Origin of the sequence: Actinomadura sp. NPDC049382 (assembly GCF_040677125.1) — a bacterium.
GTDB lineage: Bacteria > Actinomycetota > Actinomycetes > Streptosporangiales > Streptosporangiaceae > Spirillospora > Spirillospora geliboluensis.
In genome coordinates this window covers 40,173-57,429 of record NZ_JBFARO010000007.1, presented here as the reverse complement: position 1 = coordinate 57,429, position 17,257 = coordinate 40,173, and the positions used below count along the sequence as shown (strand labels likewise).

11 protein-coding genes are annotated in these 17,257 nt (G+C 69.7%); 4 read left to right on the top strand and 7 right to left on the bottom strand.

Annotated features, from left to right (window positions below; genetic code table 11):
- Positions 1 to 6: 6 nt before the first annotated feature.
- The 7 genes from AB0K34_RS07085 to AB0K34_RS07055 all read right to left on the bottom strand — a co-directional run bounded on the left by AB0K34_RS07085 (position 7) and on the right by AB0K34_RS07055 (position 12,393).
- Positions 7 to 6,135, bottom strand: coding sequence for an RHS repeat-associated core domain-containing protein (locus AB0K34_RS07085; RefSeq protein WP_138632280.1), 6,129 nt, complete (start codon positions 6,133 to 6,135; stop codon positions 7 to 9).
- A gap of 500 nt (positions 6,136 to 6,635) precedes the next feature.
- Positions 6,636 to 7,511, bottom strand: coding sequence for an endonuclease/exonuclease/phosphatase family protein (locus tag AB0K34_RS07080; RefSeq protein WP_138632277.1), 876 nt, complete (start codon positions 7,509 to 7,511; stop codon positions 6,636 to 6,638).
- Between the two features lie 287 nt (positions 7,512 to 7,798).
- Complete coding sequence (locus AB0K34_RS07075) at positions 7,799 to 7,990, bottom strand: hypothetical protein (protein WP_138632274.1); 192 nt, start codon at positions 7,988 to 7,990, stop codon at positions 7,799 to 7,801.
- Between the two features lie 330 nt (positions 7,991 to 8,320).
- Positions 8,321 to 9,676, bottom strand: coding sequence for a dihydroorotase family protein (locus AB0K34_RS07070; RefSeq protein ID WP_138632271.1), 1,356 nt, complete (start codon positions 9,674 to 9,676; stop codon positions 8,321 to 8,323).
- A gap of 8 nt (positions 9,677 to 9,684) precedes the next feature.
- Complete coding sequence (locus AB0K34_RS07065; RefSeq protein WP_138632268.1) at positions 9,685 to 10,779, bottom strand: mandelate racemase/muconate lactonizing enzyme family protein; 1,095 nt, start codon at positions 10,777 to 10,779, stop codon at positions 9,685 to 9,687.
- A complete protein-coding gene (locus AB0K34_RS07060) occupies positions 10,776 to 11,426 on the bottom strand; it encodes an SRPBCC family protein (protein ID WP_138632265.1) in 651 nt (216 codons plus the stop codon). The genes AB0K34_RS07065 and AB0K34_RS07060 overlap by 4 nt, the downstream gene beginning before the upstream one ends.
- Before the next feature lies 1 nt (position 11,427).
- A complete protein-coding gene (locus AB0K34_RS07055; protein WP_205719035.1) occupies positions 11,428 to 12,393 on the bottom strand; it encodes an MBL fold metallo-hydrolase in 966 nt (321 codons plus the stop codon).
- A gap of 176 nt (positions 12,394 to 12,569) precedes the next feature.
- Here AB0K34_RS07055 and AB0K34_RS07050 point away from each other — a divergent pair, with 176 nt between their 5' ends.
- The 4 genes from AB0K34_RS07050 (at position 12,570) to AB0K34_RS07035 (ending at position 17,249) form a co-directional block, all read left to right on the top strand.
- Complete coding sequence (locus AB0K34_RS07050) at positions 12,570 to 13,574, top strand: asparaginase (RefSeq protein ID WP_138632258.1); 1,005 nt, start codon at positions 12,570 to 12,572, stop codon at positions 13,572 to 13,574.
- 80 nt (positions 13,575 to 13,654) lie between these two features.
- Positions 13,655 to 14,152, top strand: coding sequence for a (2Fe-2S)-binding protein (locus AB0K34_RS07045; protein ID WP_138632255.1), 498 nt, complete (start codon positions 13,655 to 13,657; stop codon positions 14,150 to 14,152).
- Positions 14,149 to 15,021 (top strand): FAD binding domain-containing protein, encoded by an 873-nt coding sequence (locus AB0K34_RS07040; protein WP_138632252.1) that lies wholly within the window; start codon positions 14,149 to 14,151, stop codon positions 15,019 to 15,021. The genes AB0K34_RS07045 and AB0K34_RS07040 overlap by 4 nt, the downstream gene beginning before the upstream one ends.
- The gene (locus tag AB0K34_RS07035; protein WP_138632249.1) at positions 15,018 to 17,249 is read left to right on the top strand and encodes a xanthine dehydrogenase family protein molybdopterin-binding subunit; all 2,232 of its coding nucleotides are present in this window, start codon (positions 15,018 to 15,020) and stop codon (positions 17,247 to 17,249) included. The genes AB0K34_RS07040 and AB0K34_RS07035 overlap by 4 nt, the downstream gene beginning before the upstream one ends.
- Positions 17,250 to 17,257: the final 8 nt, after the last annotated feature.

The window sequence follows — 17,257 nt, the reverse complement described above, 5'->3', positions numbered from 1 at the left end:
AATATTTCAGCCGTAATTTCGAAAAGCATTGAGTCCTGCAGGGACCGCATTTGTAAGGGTGTATACACCGTGCCAGGCCCCGACTCCCGTGGCGTTCGGCCCCCTCATCTGCCAGCCGGAAGGTCTATAGATCGGAGGGGCGAGGTTCTGAATGTGAGGAGGCCTGCGCCACCGGCTGAGCTGTCCGAACTTGGCGTACTCCATCGCGGTCGTGATCTTGAGCGAAGAGATCGTGAAGACCATGTCAACGGCGTTATCCTCGAGCGAGGCGTCGAATCCTTGCTCGTAGATCCTCTCCGATGATCGAACCCCGTACGCGAAGCTCTGAGCGGCGACGCAGGTCGCCCATCCGACGCCGGGAGCTATGCACGAAACCGTCGCCCCCACGGTGACGATCGTGCTCCTGTTCTTCCAGACCCATTTGCCGGCGTTCTCAGCTCCGCGCCCTATTGCCTTACCCGCGTCGGCGCCTATGTCCTTTGCCTTGGCGCCGACCTTCTTGGCCTTGCCCGCGCCACTCTTGATCTTTCCCCAGATTGTGTTGCTCTTCTGCCTCTTCTTGGCCGCGGCGCGCTGCTGCGCCTTTTGCCTTGCCCAGCTTCCGCTATAGCTGACGCTTGTGCCGCCCTTGCTCCAATAAGTGACCGACAGGGACCGCCTGTACACATATCGCCGCCCATTTGAAGGTCTTCCGTAGCTGTAAGTGCTGTGGTGTTTCGTGACGACGTAGCCCCAGCCCCTCTTGCGGCTGTACGTCCAACGGGACTTCTGGCGGCGCTTTCGGTCGTAGTCGGCGTCGCCGCCGCTGAGGTAGCCGCGGTCGGTCGGCCCGATCGGACGTAGTCCGTCGGGGTCCGAGAACGTGACCGGGCTGCCCGCACCGTAGGCGTAGGCGTTCGTCTGGGCGGGATCCTGAGGGTCGATCAGCGGGTCGACGGAGAGGAACGACCCCAGCGCCGGATCGTAGTCGCGGGCGCCCAGATGGGTCAGGCCGGTCGGTTCCTCCACGCCGCCCACGAAGCCGCGGGTGCCGGGCCAGCCGGTGGGCCGCTCGGTGCGGTCCCCTCCGAACGGCAGCTGCCTGCGGCGGATGACGCCCTGGCCGTCGCCGGCCCGGACGGCGGTCAGCGACGTGCCCTGATGGTCGGAGAAGGTGTGGAACAGGCCGGCGGCGGTACGGACCGCGACGGTCCCGCCGCCGTGGGAGTAGTAGCGGGTGAGGCTCTCGGCACCGTTCGAACCGGTCGTCAGCTCGTCGCCCTCCGGAAGGTAGAGGGTCCTCGCTCCGTCGGGGCCGAGGGTGAGCAGCCGCTCGCCGTTCTCGTCGTAGACGTACCTGGTGGTCTTGCCCGCCTCGGTGACGCTCGCGAGCCGGCCTTCGGGGTCCCAGGTCAGGCTCTGCTCCCGGTTCCCGGCCTTGCGGTCCGTCATGTTGCCCGCCACGTCGTAGCCGAAGGCGTCCCGCGTCCCGTCGGCCGCACCGCCCTGGTTGTCCACGGCGGTGACGGCGTGCGGGCGGTCGGCCCCGCCCGCGGGAAGGGTGTAGGTGCGGACGGTGTCCTCGGTCGTGGCGGTGCCGGGGACCGCGTGCCTGGTCTCCTTCTTGCGGTTGCTCACCGCGTCGTACTCGTAGGAGTGCCAGTAGCCCTCTGTGCCGCCCACCACGGAAGCCGAAGGCCCTTCCTCCTGGCAGGCTCCCGCCGTGGTCGTCCATGCCTCTGTGAGCCGCCGCAGCGCGTCCATCTTGAAGCACTGCCTGTCGGTGACCTGGCCGTCGCCCGAGCCGGAGACGGTCGCGATGGAGGTGATGTTCCCCGCGGGGTCGCGGCGGTAGGACGTGTCGTCGACGCGCTGCGGGGCGGTGTCGCGGTCGATGATCTGCTGGACCAGGTCCCCAGTGTGCTCGTCATAGTCCAGCGTTCTGTACGCCTTGGAGCCCAACGATCCGTGCTCGGTGCGTTGTATCCGGCCGTACGAGTCGTACACGGTGCCGCCGACGACGATCGTCTGTCCGGCAGTGGTCCGGCTCGGCAGGCCGCCCTCGCCGTAGACGGTGGTCACCCGCTCGGAGGGCAGCCCGCCGGCCGCCGGGCGCAGCACCCATTCCCGCTGCCCGGTGTAGGTGTTGTAGCCGTAGGAGTAGGCATACGACTCGGTTCCGCCACCGACCGGGATCGTCATGGTGAGAGACGTGGGCTGGTCACGGTCGTTGTAGCCGCCGATGGTGGTCGTGTACGTCTCACCGTGGTCGATGCGGGCGCTCGAGGACAGTTCGCCCTTGAGGAGGGTGTCGTACGTCCAGGTGGCCCGCACGATGGATCCCTGTTTCAGGGCGGTCTTACGTCCGAGGTCGTCGTAGCTGGTCGTCAGCGTCACGCCTCGGGCATCGGTGACGGTGACCGGCTGATCGGTGTCGTCGTAGGTGAAGCGGGCGGTGCCCTTGTCCGGATCCTTCGCGGTGATCTTGCGGCCGCGGGCGTCGTAGGTGTTGGTCCATGTGTTGCCCGCCGGGTCGGTCATCGTGGCGAGTTGGTCGTGCTTCTCATAGCCGTAGGTCGTCTTCTGGGCCGTGCCCGCGGCGGGGTCGGTGTACTGCAGCAGTTCGACGACGCGGTCCCGCGCGTCGGTGACAGTGGTCTGCTTGATTCCGCCCCGGGGCGGAGTCACGGTCACGCGATCGGCGCTGTAGGCGGTCGTCGTGCGCCGTGTTTCCTCCCCGTACTTGCGGCTGATCGCCGCGACCACCTGGCCGAGGCCGTCATGAACGTTCTCGGTCATGTTCGGGATCGTGTTGTCCGACGCCTTGACAAGCGTGCCGGACGGGTTCCCGGAGGTGTAGTAGCCGTTGTAGGTCTTCCACGCGAAACCCCGTGTGTCGTAGAGGGTCTCGCTCACGATCCTGCCGCCGCCGATCGCCGGCACCTGCGACTCCCGCTCGCGCAGCAGCCCGTCATAGATGGTGTAGGCGCTCCGGTAGCTCCCGTCGTGCTGGATCGTCTTGGCCGCGACCACCGTCGGCGATGTCTTGGCCACCGTGTAGGTGTACTGCGCCGACGGCTGGTCGGCGTGGTCGGCCTTGGGCCAGCCCTGCTCCCAGACGCGGACGACCCTGCCGAGCGCGTCGAGTTCGGCGTCGGAACGCCTTCCGTTCGCATCGATCTCTGCCACCGGGGCACCGCGCCGGGGGTCTTCCAGGACGGTGTGCGTGTGGCCGAGCGCGTTGGTCACCGTCGTGCGGGTCGGAGCGGCTCCCGTAGCGGGCGTGTACGCCGTGGTCGTCGTGGTCCCGGATGCGTCGGTGGAGGTCAGTGGCCGCCCGTACCGGTCGTATGTGCTGGTCTCGGTGGTGATGTAGCCCGTGCCTTCGCCGTCCTGCTCGTCCTTGCGGGTGGCGTCGCCCTTGGTCGGGGCCGCGCCGAGCGTGCCGGATCCGTCGTAGTAGGTGCGTTCGACGGAGATCAGATCCCGCGGCAGGTCCGGGTCGTCACCGCACCCCTTGGCGACCGTCCGCACCTCGGACACGTAGTCGAGCATGTTCGCCGCCGTGTTCCGCGCATAGGACGTCGTCACGCAGCGTTCGTCGCCGGACGCGGCGAGGTCGCCGCTGTCGGAGACCGCGATGACCTGGCCGATGGAGTCGAAGGTATTGGTGACCTTGGCACGCCGCCAGCCGCCGTCCGCCTTGAGTTCCCTGGTCGTCTCGCTCGCGGTGCCGACCCTGTACGCGACCTGGTCCGGCAGCCCGGGGCGGGCATGGGTCGCCGTGGCGGCCGAACGCCAGGGTGTGGACGCGGCCGCGTCGACGATCCGGCCGCCGTCCTTGTCGTAGGTCGCCTCCTCGCGGGTCATCCCCGCGAACGCCTCGTGGTCGGCGGCCGTGTTGCCTTCCCCGTCGGCGACCTGGGCGCCATCAATCCCGCGGAAGTAGCGGTGCTCGGTGAGAGTCCTGGCGTCGGAACCCGCACCCACGCGCTCCTGGACTCTGCCGTAGCCGCGCCGCTTGTTGTAGGTGCGCTCCTCGCTCTTCGTGAGCTCGTCGTCGTCCTTCCCCCAGGACAAGCCGTCGAGGTAGGAGAACGACGTGGTCTTCACCGGGGCGCCGCCCACGTTGTCGGACTCCAGCACCTCCTTGACCTCATAGGAGTGGAACCAGTCCTGGTAGGGCTTGTAGTCGGGGGCAGGGGCGTCCGGCGGTGACCACACCACCGGATAGCAGCGGCGGGTGTTGGTCGACGGCGACGGCAGGTCCGCGGCGGAACAGTCCTCGGCGGAATAGGTGACGCCGACGGTGCTGCCCGTCTCGGTCTCGATCCCGTACACCCGGTAGCGCACCAGCGGCGGTACGGGGTCGGTGACGGCACCGTCGACGCGGTTCTTCAACTGCTGGCCCTGAAAAGTCACCGGCGGCAGCGTGACGGGGGTGGCGGCGCCGTGGCCGGTGCGGGTGATGGACGCCAGCCACAGTGCGGGGTCGGTGCCGTCCCCCGGCGAGGGGAACTGGTGGGTCAGCGCCCAGGAGTCGACCTTCTCGTAGGCGGAGCCGACCAGCACTTTGGTCGTGATCGAAGTCAGCCGTTTGCGCGTCCAGAAGGAGGGTGAGTAGCTGGTGCACGCGGCGGCTGTCGTGCAGTACTGGTCGAACGGCACGTCCGGCCAGTTCGCGGCGTGGGCCTTGTCGAAGGTGCCGCAGTCGGTGAGGCAGCGCTCGGAGACGCCGAACTCGGCCACCGCCGCCGCCCCGTTCGCCGCGTACACCGCGTCGGACCGCAGCCCGTAATCGATCCGCTTGAGGTAGCCGCCGCGCACGTACGTGGTGTCGGTGCCCTTCCCGGTGTCCGCGTTGACGTTCAAGCCGTAGCGGTTGGTCTCCTTCTCCCAGAAGTAGGCCATCGCGTTGCCGCTCGGGTCCTCGACGTAGTCGAGGTTCCACCGCCATGCCTGCTGGCACCACGATGCCGCGAAGGTGGCCGCATGGCAGGGCTCACCCGACTGGTTGCCGAAGACCGGGGCCGTCCAGGTGGAGCCGGTCTCCTCCTTGCCGCTCGCCCAGCCGGGCAGCCGGTTGTAGCCGAAGTAGAAGCGCGTGCCGTCCGGCGTGGTCAGCCGCCAGTACTCGCCATTGTCGTCCCCGTTTCCCCGCTGCGTGTCGGCCAGCTTCTCGACCTTGGTGCCGTCGTCGTCCTTGAGACGCCACTGCTTCGTGGCGTCGTCCCTGACCAGTTCCTGGGTCGAGCCGTTCAAGGTGACCGTGGCGTTGTCGGTCTTCCAGCACTGGTCGCCGACCTTGAGCGCCGAGTTGTTGCCGTCGGTCTTGTCGTCGTCGCAGGCCACGTACTGGCGGGTGATCGAGCCGGCCTCCATGGACCAGCCGTCACCGATCCAGTTGGCCTGGTTGTTCGTCGACGCCGTCCGGCCGTCCACCGACTGCGAGGAGTACGACAGGTTCAACTCCGGGTCCAACTCGCTGGGCACTTCGGGGAAGGCCAGGTCGTAGGACCAGGTGAACGCGCCCGTGGAGCCACCGGCGGTCCAGCCTCCGGAGGCGCTCGGCGTCGTCGCCGTGAAGTCGCCGGTCGCACCGGACGCCGCGGACGTGACCGCGAGGAGTACCGTGCCCTCCTCGGCCGCGAACCCGGTCACCGCCGAGCGGGTTCCGGTCACCGGCGCCGCGGCCCTCTCTCCCCTGGCCGGTTTCGGCTCCACTTTCGCGAGTCGCACGGCGGCCGAGAGGGTGCCGGCCTTGGGATCATTGGCCGCCCGGATCAGGGTGCCCGTCCCGCAGCCCTTGGTGCCGGGAGTGGTCAGAGCGCAGGCGGGCAGCTGGCGGAGGTTCAAGCGCGACGCCCAGTCGCCCCCATAGAGGTGCCGGAAGCCCCGGTAGTCGAGCTTCAGGCCGACACCTCCCGGGGTGCCGCCCACGCCGCGCACCGCGAGCAGGACCCCCTGGACACCGGCCTTGCGCGCGGCGTCCTGGCCGAGCACCTGCACCTGCGCCCCGGCGGGCCCCGCTTGGGCGGCGGATCCTCGGCCTCCCGCTGCTTTCCCGATCCACACGGGGAGGGAGCCCGCGACCAGTCTGGTCGCCTGCCCGGCGGTGGCCGGAAGCGCTCCCTGCGCGGTGCCGGGCTTGGGCATTGCCGCCGGTCGCGGCCTCTCCCATGCGTTCCCGGCCGCCTGATCGACACGCCGGAGCGGTTTGTGACGTACCTTCTCGACTCGCACGGGCTTCTCGTCGCGCAATTTCGGGAGCGAGAGGTCGTCGGCCGATGCCGTCCCTCCAGCGATAAGACCCACCAAAAGCGCAAAGAAAAGAAGTGTGGAAAATCCGCGCAGCCGTCGTGCCCGCCGCGAAACTCCGACGATTCTGTCCAGCATCGACCTCTCCCAGGGGAAGCAGCCGCAGGCCCCACCGGGGCCTGGCATCCGGAAACGTATCCGACGCCTTTGGGACAGGGCCATGGCCCGCACCCGTGAAGAACTCACGTCTTCCGCGGGGATTCCACGCACAGCATCGCGATGACCCGGCAGGCGTTCGTTCGTCCGCGCGGCATGGCCCGCTTCCCCACGGCAGCGGACCGGCCGCCTGTCGCACGGCACCGCGTGCGGCAGGCGGCCAGGAGCCGGCGTCCGGTCGGTTACCCGATCGTCACCGTCGCGTTGGAGGTCAGGATCCTGTGGTCGGAGCAGGGCCGGTCACGGTATGCGCCGCAGAAGTCGCCGATCGGATGCGCGTCGGCGTCGTAGGAGATGAGCCGGTCGGCGTTGGCGAATGTCAGGTCGAGTTTCCAGTACTGGCCGCAGGAGTAGTCCGAGATACTTCCCTCCTCGGTGGTCGCCTCCCCCCAGCCGGGGCACTCCTGGGCCTGGTCGTCCAACTCGTGATAGGAGCCGTAGTTGTTAGGGTTACTGGGAGTGTCGACGGCGGGAGAATACCATTTGTTCAACACGGAGGCATTCGGGAAGAGATTGAAGTCTCCGGCGATGATGACGGTGTCACCGTCGGTGCGGAATCCCTCGAGGACGTTGTGCACGTAATCAGCTTGCGGGCCCTTGTACTCCGTCACGATACTGAGATGGGTCGTGCAGAACTTCACCGACGGCTGAGATTTGGGGGGTACACACGTCAACTTGCGTTCCTTGTCCGTCCCGTCGTAGGGCAGGGTGTAGCGCATCGAAACACCCAGCGCATGGCGACTGAAGATCGCCATGCCGTACGCCGTACCGGCACAGAGACCACTAGGCCGCATTGTCTCGAAGCGGGCGAAGTTAGTGGGGTCCTCCGGCCACCCTATCCCGCGCAGTTCCTCGATCAGCGCTCGGTACTGGCTGTAGCACATCTCGTTGACCGACACGAAGTCTGGATTGCGACCGCCGATGGATCCGCGCATGGCCTCGATGATGCCCGTGTTGGTAAGGCCCTTGTGAATGGCATGGCCGGCGATGTTCCAGTGCCATATCTTGTAGTTCGCCGTTGTGGACGCGAACACAGAGTGCGGCGTCAGCATCATCATGGCCGTGATTATGAGCACTACGGCCGTGGCCTGAAACCGGCGCATGCCACCTCCCGAAGCGGGCGTACAAGACGGTTCAGTATGCAAGCAGGCGGTCGCGCGATGTCAAGGAGTCTTCACTCGCGCACGGACCGATCGTGCCACGAAAGAGCATCGACATGACGCCTTATCGAGTATCGGTAGACGCCTTCCCAAGCGCCGAAAAAGCGGCACCTCCGCAGGTCACGGCATCCTGATCGTTTCGGGCGGCATCGGCGCTCTGGACTCCCCGTATGCGCGGGAGTTCGTCATGGAACGAGCCTGGACCGCCGCCGCGCCCCGGGCGAGCCCCATGGCTCGGGATCCGTCCAGAGGCGCCGGTACCCGCCCGTCGCGGCACCCGCGCTGACGTACCCGCCGTGCCGGTTCAGTGCGGCGACCCCGCCTGGGTCGAAGACGGGCAGGTGGGTCACCAGCATGAGCACGGCGACGGCGAGCACGATCGCGGGCGTCCGGGCCAGGCGACCCGGGAGGCAAACCCCAAGGCCCGCAGACGCACTCCCTACAGGACCGGCTCCCTGGACTGGCCTAAGCCGGAAAGGCCGGGAGAACGTGCCGAGCGGAAGTCGATTCTGGTCGACCATCTCTCCGACCGTGTTGCCGACGAACAGCGTGCCGCAGAAAGGCTCGACGCCCATCCCGCAACTTGGAACCGGTAGTGTCGGCCCTCGAATGTCGAGTCGTTGTGCTCGACGTACGTCCACTCCACACGCGAGCGGTCGGCCGTCGAACTTCATGGTCCATTCCTCTGTTGGGACGGGGATCCGGAGTCAGCCGGGCCGCAGGCCAGGGCCGGGGAGGAATCGGCCGGTGCGCCCGTCGGCGGGTTCGCCGTTCTCGGCGACGACCTCGCCGCGCAAGTAGGTGCGGACGACGCGGCCGGTGAGCGTCCGGCCGGCGTAGGGCGTCCAGCCGGCCTTGGAGTGGACGCCGGCGTCGCGGACGGTCCACTCACGGGACGGGTCGACCAGGGCTATGTCGGCGTCGAATCCCGGTGCGATGCGGCCCTTCCGGGGCCACAGCCCGTACAGCCGGGCCGGGACCTCCGCGTACAGTCGCGCGACGTCCTCGTAAGCGATCATCTGCCGGGCGGCCGCGTCGAGGAGCACGGGCATCGTGGTGTCCAGCCCCGGGAGCCCGAAGTGGACGTCCCAGATGCCGCCGGAGGTCTTCTGCTCCCGTGTCGAGGGAGCGTGGTCGGATGAGACATGGGTGAGCAGGCCGTCACGGAGTAGCCGCCACATCTCCCGCTCGTCGGCGTCGTGCCGGGCACGGGCCGGCGGCGTGAACTTGCGGAACGGGCCGTGCTCCAGGACCTCGTCCTCACGGAGCAGCATGTACTGGGGACAGGTCTCGGTGAACAGGCGGGCGCCGCACTCGCGTTCCCGATGCAGGTACTCGGCGACCTCGGGATGGCTCACGTGAGCGACGGCCGCCCGCGCCCCGGCCTTCCGCACGAGCACTCCCGCGACCATCGCGGCGACGACCTCGGCCTCGCGGTTTCGCCACTGCGGGATGAGTCCGCCGTCACCGCGGCCTTCGTCCCGCAGGACGGCGCCGGCGGATTCGGTCAGCGACTCGTCCTCGCAATGCAGCAGACTCACGGCGCCGGCGGCGGAGCTGGCGCGCAGATGCCGCCACAGGGCGGCTGCGTCATGACCGGGCACGCCGTGGGTGGTGCAGGTGAATACCTTGAAGAACGCCGTGCCCGCCTCCCACAGCGGCGCGACCTCCTGCTCCGCGCCCGGCCAGGCGTGCGCGGCGAGAGCGAAGTCCACGTTGGAGCGCCCGCCAAGATGGTCGATCTTCGCCCGGAGGTCCCGGCATGTCCGGACGGGGTTCCCGTGCGCGTGCTCGATGACGGTCGTCGTCCCGGCCGCCGCCGCGGCGCGGGTACCGTGCGGGAAGTCCTCCCGGTCAGTGGCGCCGGGGTCCATGAGATGGACGTGGGTGTCGACGCCTCCGGGAAGCAGGAGCAGCCCGGAGGCGTCGACCGTCCGCTGCGCCGACAGTCCGCCGTTGCTCAGTCCGACGATCCGGCCGTCGCTCACGGCGACGTCGGCGCGGCGGCGGCCCGCGGAGGTGACGACGGTGCCGCCGGCGATCACAAGGTCGAGAAAGGTCACGGAAGCCCTCAGACCCGGTACTCGTCGACGGCGGAAGCATCCAGCCGAATCCCGAAGCCGGGTGTGTCGGACAGCTCGATGTGGCCGTCCACCATCCGCACCGGCTCCTCCATGATCGGCTGCCACCAGGGCTGGTACTCCTGCCACACCGCGTTCGGCACGGCGCAGGCGAGATGCGCCGAGTGCTCCATGAACAGGTGCGGGGTGACGGGCAGCCCGAACGCCTCGCAGACGTGCGCGGCCTTCATCCACTCGGTGACGCCGCCCATGCGCATCAGGTCGGGCATCACGTAGTCGGCGGCCCGGGTGCGGGCGAGCGACAGCAGCTCGTCCTTGAAGTAGTTCGATTCGCCCGTGCACAGCGGCATCGGGATCTTCGCGGCGACGACCGCGTAGTCCTCGACCTGGCCGTGCGGAATGGGCTCCTCCAGCCAGAAGACGTCGTGCTCCTCGAACAGCCGGGCCATGCGGAGGGTCTGCTTGAGGTCCCACGCCTGGTTGGCGTCGATCATGAGTTTCACGTCCGGGCCGATGGCCTCGCGCACCGAACGGACGCGCAGGACGTCCTCGCGCGGGTCGGGCAGCCCGGCCCGCATCTTGACGGCCGTGAAGCCCTGGTCGACCAGGTCCCGCGCCTCCGCGGCGAGCTCGTCCACTGTCCGGTCGAGCCAGAGGCCCTGGCTCGCGTAAGCCTCGATGCGTGTACGGGACCCGCCGAGGAGCTTGTGCACGGGGAGTCCTGCCACCTGTCCGGCGATGTCCCAGCAGGCGGTGTCCAGTGTGGACATCGCCAGGGCGGCGACGCCCCTGCGGCCGATGAACCCGGATGCGTTCGACATCCGCCGCCAGTGGGACTCCATGGCGAGGGCGTCCTCGCCGACGAGGGACTTGGCGAGGTCCTCGATGAAGGCGACGAGGGAGGCGACACGGCCACGGCCGAAGGCGAAGCTCCAGGCCACGCCCTCGTGGCCGTCGCGCGTCCGCACCCGCACCAGGGCCGTGTCGATCGCCGGGATGGGGAACGCCGCGGTGACGAGCGGCCGGTCGAGCGGGATGGACAGGAAGTCCGTGCGGACTTCGGTGACCGTCGTTCCGCGGGTCATGAGGTGCTCCTCTCCTGGGCTGGGCGGCGCCGCCGGAAGGGGCGCGTGAGCGCTGCGAGCAGGCGCTTCAGCAGCGACTGCCCGGCAAGCCCCAGTACGTCGATCGAGTCGTCGACCGGGCGGGCATGCCTCCCGCCGCCCGCGCCCGCCGGGGATGCCGTCGTCTGCGCCGCCGCAGCGGCCCTCGGGTCCGCCACCGGGCGTTCGGCGGTGAGCTGCTCGGCCAGCGCGTCCGCGAACTGGCCGATGATCTTGTTGCCGACATCGGTGATGACGCCGCGTCCGAGCTGCGCGGGTTTCCCGGTGATGTCCAGGTCGGTGTGCACCTGGACCCGGGTGATCCCGTTCTCGCCGGCGAGCCGGACGGTGACCGCCGCTGCGGCGGTGCCGGCGCCGCGGGCGTCCTTGCCCTTGGCCGTGAGCGTCGCCGTGCGCGTCGCGGCGTCCCGGGACGTGAACTCCGCCCGGCCCTTGTAGGTGAGGGTCACGGGCCCGACCTTCGCCTTGACCCGGCCGGTGAAGACGTCGCCGTCCACCGATTCGAGCGTCGCGCCCGGCATACAGGGCGCGACCCGCTCGACGTCGAGGAGGACGGCCCACGCCTCATCCACCGCGACCGGGACTGTGAAGGTGTTCTCAATCCGCATGTCAGCCTCCGTGACCGGCAGCGGCGGTACCCGCCAGCCAGCGATAGGTCAGCAGGACGTTCAGCCTGTGGTTCGACCGCACGAGCGCTGCGAACCGGTCGTTCTCCTCGGCGGCGGCGTCCGGGACGACCTCCGACAGCGGCAGCGGGTCGTCCAGCAGGACCTCGTCGAGAGCCTTCTCGACGCTCGCGCCCTCGTCCCGCAGCCGGGAGACCGATGCGGCGACCTGGTGCAGGTAGTGCAGGTGCCAGGCGATACCAGGCTCGGCGGCGGCGAGCGGCCCGTGCCCGGGGACGAGCGTGTCGACCCGGATGGTCGCCTTCAGCGCCTGGATGGAGCGCGCATAGCCGACCGGATCGCCGGCCAGCAGCATCGGCGGGATGCCGTGGTGGCGGAGGAAGTTGCCGACCCAGGCCACCTTGGCGTCCGGGACGTGGACGACGGTGTCGCCTGATCCATTGCCGGGCCCGAAATGCCACAGATGGACAACGCGCCCACCGAGGTCGATCTCGCAGAAGCGGTCGAAGACCAGGTCGGGCTGCCGCCAGGTGACGACCTCGTCCAGGCCTTCGTCGCCGTACATGCTGCTGAGCCGCAGAGCCTTCTCGTGCTCCAGCGAGATCGTCGCCATCGACGCCTTGTTCAGCCGGGAGGAGACCAGCGCGACGTCGTCGCCGAACGCGGCGTTCCCGAACGTGTGGTCTCCGTGGAAGGTGGTGTTGGCCAAGTACCGGACGGGTTTGTCGGTGAGATCGGCGACGACCTCTTGCAGGTAGCGGCCGACGCCCGGGGTGATGCCTGAGTCGATCACCATCGCGGCGCGGTCGCCGACGATCAGCCCGTTGTTGTCCTTGGGAATCTGGTTGGCCATCAGCGCGTACACGCCATCGGCGAGTTCGGTCGGCTGCAACCTCAGCCCGCGCGGGCTGAGGTTCGGGGGGACGAAGTCCTCCTGTCGTTCGCTCATCTCATGAATCACGGGCAACGGCCAGCAGACCACTTCGCTGTCCTTTCTCCTGGACGCACCTTCCCGCACGCCGGGAAGTGTGTTCTTATTTAGGTATCGATATACGTAAACGCTAGCCTGGTGCTGTCGCGGCCGTCAAGGCCGGTCCAGGACCCGGCCCACAGGAGGTGGCCCGCATGATCCCCACTGCGACGAGGAACAGAGTCCATGTGCTCGCACTCGGCGGAACGATCGCGATGACCTCGCCCGGCGACGGGCACGGCGTACGGCCTGCTCTCGACGCACGTGCCCTGGTGGCCTCCGCGCCCGAGATCTCCGCCGTCGCCGAGGTGGGCTTCGACGCCTTCCGCCCGGTGCCGGGCGCGCATCTGCGGCTCAGCGACATGCAGGCGGTCGCCGCGCGGATCGATGACCTGCTGGACGGCGGCGTGAACGGGGTGGTCGTCGTCCAGGGCACCGACACGCTGGAGGAGACCGCATTCGCCCTGGACCTGCTGTGCGGATCCGATCGCCCGATCGTGGTCACGGGCGCCATGCGCAACCCGACGATGCCCGGCGCGGATGGCCCGGCGAACCTGCTCGGCGCCGTCCGGGTCGCCGCGAGCTCGACGGCGTCCGGTCTCGGCACCCTGGTGGCGATGAACGATGAGATCCACGCGGCGCGCTTCGTGCGCAAGGGGCACACGTCGCGGCCGTCGGCGTTCGGTTGTGCCGGAGTCGGGCCGATCGGGTGGATCGCCGAGGAACGCGTCCGCATTCCGCTGCGCGTGGGGCACCGCGTGCGCGTCGTCCCACTGCCCGGTGCGCAGCCGCCGCCGGTGGCGCTCGTCAGCGTCGCGCTCGGCGACGACGGCCGCGTCCTCGACCGACTGGTCGACCTCGGCTACGCGGGCGTCGTGCTGGCCGCGTTCGGCGCGGGGCACCTGCCGGAGCGGATGGTCGACGCCGCGGCCCGCCTCGCCGACGCGATGCCGGTCGTCCTGACCTCCCGGACCGGAGCCGGAGAGGGGCTCCGCGGTACCTACGACTTCCCGGGCTCGGAGATCGACCTGCTGTCCAAGGGGTTGCTCAGTGGGGGCGCCCTCGACCCCTACAAGATGCGCGTCCTGCTCTCGCTCGCCCTCTCGGCCGGCTGGGACCCCGGGCGGATCGCCGACGCGATCGAGCAACTCTCGGGCTGACCGTTGCGCCGACCTGGGCATTTATGTACCGTGATACAGAAGAAGATACTTATGAGGAGAAGTGAGTGATGGAGCGCTGGATGGCTGAGGACGATCCTGTGACGTGCGCACTCGACGTCAACGGCCGTGCGGAGACGGTCAGCGTCCCGCCGCGGCGAACTCTGGCCGACGCCCTGCGCGACCACGGACTCACCGGAACGCGTCTCGGCTGCGAGCACGGGGTCTGCGGGGCCTGCACGGTGCTGATGGACGGCCGTCCCGTCCGGTCGTGCCTGGCGCTGGCGGTACAGGCGGAAGGCTCGCGGATCGAGACGATCGAGGGGGACGCGCCGGAACTCGGCGCGCTGCGCCAGGCCTTCGACACCGGCGGCGCGCTCCAGTGCGGCTTCTGCACTCCCGGTTTCCTGATGCTGGCGGCGGGACTGCTGCGCGACGAGCCGGGCGCGTCCCCCGAACGGGTGCGCGAGGTGATCAGCTCCAACCTGTGCCGCTGCACCGGCGGTGTGCCGATCGTGAACGCCGTCCTCGCCGCCCAGCGGGAACTGGCTGCCCGGCCGTCCACGGGAAGCGCGTCGTGAAGCCGCCACCGTTCGCCTACGCGCGTCCCGCGACGCTGGACGAGGCACTCGACATGATCATTGAGGGCGGCGACGAGGCGAAGTTCCTCGCCGGCGGGCAGAGCCTCCTGCCACTGCTGTCCTACCGGCTCGCCCGGCCCACCCACCTGGTGGACATCGGCCGCCTCCCCGGCCTGGACCGCATCGACCGGACAGGCGGCGGCCTCGCGCTCGGCGGGCTCGTCCGCCACGCCCAACTGGAAGGCGCGGCCGAACTGGCCGGGCCGTGGCGGGCGATCCGCGAGGCGGCCGCGCAGATCGGCCACCTTCCGATCAGGGAGCGCGGAACGATCGGCGGCAGCATCGCGCACGCCGATCCGTCCGCCGAGCTGCCGGTCGTGGCCACCGCGCTCGACGCGGCGTTCGTGCTGCGCTCGGCCGCCGGTACCCGGACCGTCCCGGCGGCGGGATTCTTCACCGGGCCGTTCATGACGGTCATCGAACCGGCCGAGGCGCTGGTGAGCATCGACTTCCCCACCCCGCCGCTGGGACTGCGCAGCGCCTTCGAGGAGTTCACGGCCCGCTCCGGCGACTTCGCGCTCGCCTCAGCCGCGGTCGCCATCGCGACCGGGGAGGACGGCATAGTGCGACAGGTCCGCATCGTGCTGGGTTCGGTCGGGCCGCTCCCGCTCAGAGCGCTCGATGCCGAGGCTTCCCTCGACGGCGTGGCACTGACCCCGGAGGCGGCCAAGCTGGCCGCCCGCGTGGCCGCGGCGGAGACCCACCCGGGGGAAGACGCGTTCGCCGGACCGGAATTTCGCCGTGAGCTCGTCGAGACAGTCGTCGTGCGGGCTCTCACGCGGCTGATGGACCAAGGAGGCAGGCCATGACCGGCATCATCGGCAGCGACGTGCGGAGAACGGCCAACGCGGCGCTCCTCGCCGGCACAGCGCAGTACGTGGCCGACCTTCACCGCGAGGGCGAGGTCCACGTCCGTGTCGTGCGCAGCCCCGTGGCGCACGCGCGGATCACCGGGATCGACGTGACCGAGGCCGCCGGACATCCGGGCGTGGTGACCGTGCTCACCGCCGATGACCTGCCGGACGTCCGGATCCCCATCCGGCTGCCGATGTTCGAGACCCCCGAAGCCAACCGCTTCCTGCAGCCGCCACTCGCGCGCGGGGTCGTCCGGTACGTCGGCGAGCCGATCGCCGCGGTCGTCGCGACCGACCCCTACATCGCCGAGGACGCGGCCGAACTGGTCGACGTCGACCTGGACGAACTGGACCCCGTCACCGACCTCACGGAGGCGCTGACGGCCGAGCCGATCCACCCCGAAGCGGGGACGAACGTAGTCAACACCGTGCCGCTCCGGCACGGCGACGTCGACGCCGCGTTCGACGCCGCCGACATCGTCGTCCGGGAGCGGTTCCGGATGCACCGGCACACCGCGGTGCCGATGGAGACCCGGGGGCTTCTCGCGGAGGTCGACGAGGTCACCGGGCGCCTCACGCTGTGGGGCGGCGCCAAGGTCAAGCACTCGGTCCGGCAGGCCCTGGCGCGGATGCTCGGCATCGAAGCCGAGCGGATCCGGGTCGCGGAGGTGAACGTCGGCGGCGGCTTCGGCGTGCGGGGCGAGGCCTACCCCGAGGACTTCCTGGTCGCCCATCTCGCGCTCCGCCTGCGCCGCCCGGTGAAATGGGTCGAGGACCGCGCCGAGCACTTCGTCGCCACCAACCACGCGCGCGAGCAGGAGCACGAGCTCGAGATCGCCGCGACGTCGGACGGCCGGCTCCTCGCCTTCCGCGACCGGGCCTGGGCCGACCACGGCGGCTACGTCCGGTCGCAGGGCATCCTGCCCGAACTGCTGCCCGCACAGCAGGTCGCCGGCCCCTACCGGTGGGAGGCGTTCTCCGTCGAATCGACCGGCGTCATCACCAACCGCACACCGGTCGGCACCTACCGGGGGCCTGGCATGACCGAGGTGACGTTCGCCCGGGAGCGGTTGCTCGACATGCTCGCCGGCCGTGTCGGGCTGGACCCTGCCGAGCTGCGGCGGCGTAACCTGATCCCGGCCGCGGCGATGCCTTTCACGTTCGCCATGGGCGAAGGATCCGCCGTCCCCGCCATCGTCTACGAGAGCGGAGACTATCCGGCAGCGCTCGACACCCTGCTGGACGCCGCCGACTATGCCCGCCTCAGGCGCGAGGTCACCGCCCGCAGAGCCGCCGGGGAGTGCGTGGGCCTCGGCCTCGCCGTCTACATCGAGATCGGAGCGATCGGACCGTTCGAGGAGGCACGTGTCGTTCCGGGCCCCGCCGGGGGGTTCACCGTCCACATCGGGGCGGGCTCCCTCGGGCAGGGCATCGAGACGGTGTTCGCACAGATCGTCGCGGATGTCCTGCGCGTCCCCGTGGAAGACGTGCGGGTCGCCTTTTCCGACACCGATGATGTGCCCATGGGCTTCGGAGCCTTCGCGAGCCGATCGACGCCGGTCGCGGGGAACGCCGCCCTGCTTGCCGCGCGCGACCTGCGCAACAGGGCCGCCGAGGCGCTGGGCGCCGACGCGGACGCCGTCGAGTTCGGGCAGGGCTCCGTGCACGTCGCCGGAGTCTCGCTTCCGGTCGGGAAGGTGGGCGAGGGACGCGGCCGCTTCGACAAGCCCCACCCGACGTTCTCCTTCGGCGGTGCGCTCTCCGTCGTCGCGGTCGACCGCCCCACCGGGCGGGTGCGGGTGCTGCGCCACATCGTCATGCACGACGTCGGACGGGCCATCAACCCGGCCCTGGTACGCGGTCAGCTCGCCGGGGCCGCGTCCCAAGGGATCGGCGGCACGCTCCTGGAGGAACTCCTCTATGACTCGCAGGGGCAGCCGCTGTCCACGACGTTCGGCGACTACCGGATGCCCACGGCGTCCGAGTTGCCGGACATCGAGACGATCTTGATCGAGCACCGCCCGCCCCAGTCCAACCCGCTCGGCGCCAAAGGCGTCGGCGAGTCGGGGATGGTCGCCACCCCGGCGGCGGTGGCCAACGCGGTGGCGGACGCGCTCGGGGAGGACGCGACGGTCACCCGCCTGCCGCTCACCCCCGGCCGGGTCCGCGCGTTGCTCCGCTGACGCGGCCG